Origin of the sequence: Curtobacterium sp. HSID17257, from assembly GCF_003989515.1 — a bacterium.
Taxonomy (GTDB): Bacteria; Actinomycetota; Actinomycetes; order Actinomycetales; family Microbacteriaceae; genus Curtobacterium.
The window spans coordinates 1-2,413 of the sequence record NZ_RBLU01000197.1 but is presented as its reverse complement, the minus strand read 5'-3'; the positions used below and the strand labels follow the sequence as shown (position 1 = coordinate 2,413).

Here is a 2,413-nt window from a genome sequence, read left to right as displayed (position 1 = left end):
GCCGCCCCCGTCGCCACTGCCGTGGCCGTCGCAGCGCGGCCACCGTGTGACGAACACGTAAAACATCGCGCTCCGGCCCGCGCCGCGGCGCGCACTGCCCCTAGCGTGCTGGACATGCACCACGGAACCACCCCGGGCGCCGCGCACGGCGACCGCAGCACCGCGCCGCCCACCGCCACGGCCACGGCCACGGCCGTCGACCGGGGCACCGACCCGGCGGCCCCGGTGACGGTGCTCCAGCCGGGGACCGGCCCCGTGCGTTCGACCCGGTACCTGCCCGCCGAGGCCGACCGGGTGCTCTGGGGGCGGCTCCCGAACGGCGACGACCGCCCCGTCGTCACCCTCGCGTCCGGCGACGACCTCACGATCGACACGGTGAGCCACGAGGGGCTCCTGCCGGACCAGGGCAGCGACCCCCTCGCCTTCTTCGGCCGCCACGGCGTCCCGCCCGAGCACGTGCTCGCCGACGCCGTCGCGATCGCCCGGCAGGCTCGCCGCGACCCCGATCGGGACGGCCCGCACGTCGTCACCGGTCCGATCGCCGTCGCGGGGGCCGAGCCGGGGGACGTCCTGACCATGACCGTGCTCGAGACGCTCCCCCGCGTGCCGTACGGCGTCGTCTCGAACCGACACGGTCGCGGAGCCCTGCACGGCGAGTACCCGGTCGACGGGCGGACCGTGAGCGTCTTCGCCGACGTCGTGCCCGGCGACGACGGACCCCGCGGCCGCATCCCGATCACCGAGGGCGGCGACCGGTACGCCCGCTTCCCGCTCGCACCCTTCCTCGGCATCATGGGCGTCGCCACCCCCGGCGAGCGGCTGCACTCGGTCCCGCCCGGACGCCACGGCGGCAACATCGACGTGAACCTGCTGCAGGCCGGCGCGCAGCTGCACCTGCCGGTGCTCGTGCCGGACGCCCTCGCGTACGTCGGCGACCCGCACTTCGCGCAGGGCGACGGCGAGGTCGCGCTCACGGCCATGGAGGCGTCACTCCGCGCGACCGTGCGCTTCGACGTGACGCCGGCCGCCGAGGCCGCGCAGCAGTTCGGGGAACTGGTCTGGCCGCTCGTCGAGACGCAGGACCTCCTGGTGCCGACCGGACTCGACCCCGACCTCGACGAGGCCGTCCGTGCCTGCGTCCGGCACGCGATCGCGATCCTCGGCGCCCGGTACGGCATGGAGCCGCACCTGGCGTACGCCTACCTCAGCGCGGCGACGGACTTCGACGTCTCGCAGGTGGTCGACCTCGTCACCGGGGCGCACGCCCGCATCCGCAAGGCCGACTTCGCGGACGTCCGGTGAGCGCCGCACGGCAGACCGGTGGTCCGACCGCACCCGCCGGACTCCTCGAGGCGCTCGACGCGTACGAGCGGGCGCTCGCCGACGACGACCTGGCCGCGCTCGACGACGCCTTCGTCCGCTCCCCCGGAACGCTGCGCGGGGACGACCGCGGGCTGCTCGTCGGGCACGAGGCGATCAGCGCGTTCCGCGGCACGCGCGGTGGCATCGCGCCGCGGCACCTGAGCCGCGTCGAAGTCCGCGTGCTCGCCGAGGACCTCGCGCTCGTGGTCTCGGTCTCCGCCTTCCGCGACGGCGGGTCGGGTCTGCAGACCCAGCTCTGGCGCCACGACGCCGACGCGTGGCGCATCGAGGCGGCGCACGTCACCGGCCGACCCCGTCCCCTCGACACCACGGTGTGGCGCGTCGTCGGCGACCCGCTCCTCCCGCCCACGGGCAGCGGCCCGCTCGACGATGCGACGGTCGCCGTGAAGGACCTGTACGCCGTCGCCGGGCACCGCGTCGGCGCCGGCAACCCGACCCACCTGCGGGAGTCGGAGCCCGTGACCGCGACCGCCGCCGCGGTCACCGCGCTGCTCGACGCCGGAGCCTCGGTCCGCGGCATCGCGCGCACCGACGAGTTCGCCTACGCCCTGACCGGACGCAACGAGCACCACGGCACGCCGCCGAACGGTGCGGACCCGTCGCGGGTGCCGGGAGGCTCCTCCAGCGGATCCGCATCGGCCGTCCGCTCCGGCGCGGCGGACGTCGGACTCGGCACGGACACCGCGGGATCGCTGCGGATCCCGGCCTCCTACCAGGGCTTGTGGGGCCTGCGGACGACGCACGGCCTCGTCGACCGTGCGGGGCTGCTGCCGCTCGCACCGTCGTTCGACACCGTCGGGTGGCTGACCCGGGACGCCGACACCCTGGTCCGGGCCCTCGACGCCTCGGTGCCGCACGACGCGGACCGCGCGCCGGAGGCCGGGGTCCCGGTCGTGCTCGCCGAGCTCCTCGCCGCCGCGGACCCGGCGACGCAGGACGCCTTCAGTGCGGTCGCGGGCCACCTGCCGGTCGTGACGCTCGACGACCTCGGGATCCCGCCGCTCGACGACCTGCGCGAGCTCCTGCGGCA

General features: G+C 76.2%; 2 protein-coding genes. Both read left to right on the top strand.

Annotated elements, in window-relative coordinates; all coding sequences use genetic code 11:
- The first annotated feature begins 114 nt into the window (after window positions 1-114).
- Window positions 115-1,302 (top strand): acetamidase/formamidase family protein, encoded by a 1,188-nt coding sequence (locus D8M35_RS15955; RefSeq protein WP_126892694.1) that lies wholly within the window; start codon window positions 115-117, stop codon window positions 1,300-1,302.
- A partial coding sequence (locus D8M35_RS15950) for an AtzH-like domain-containing protein (RefSeq protein WP_126892693.1) occupies window positions 1,299-2,413 on the top strand: 1,115 nt, incomplete at its 3' end. The genes D8M35_RS15955 and D8M35_RS15950, both read left to right, overlap by 4 nt.

What these genes read in the sequence shown, in the direction of transcription:
- D8M35_RS15955 (WP_126892694.1), top strand. Translation starts at nt 115, where the DNA reads ATGCACCACGGAACCACCCCGGGCGCCGCGCACGGCGACCGCAGCACC.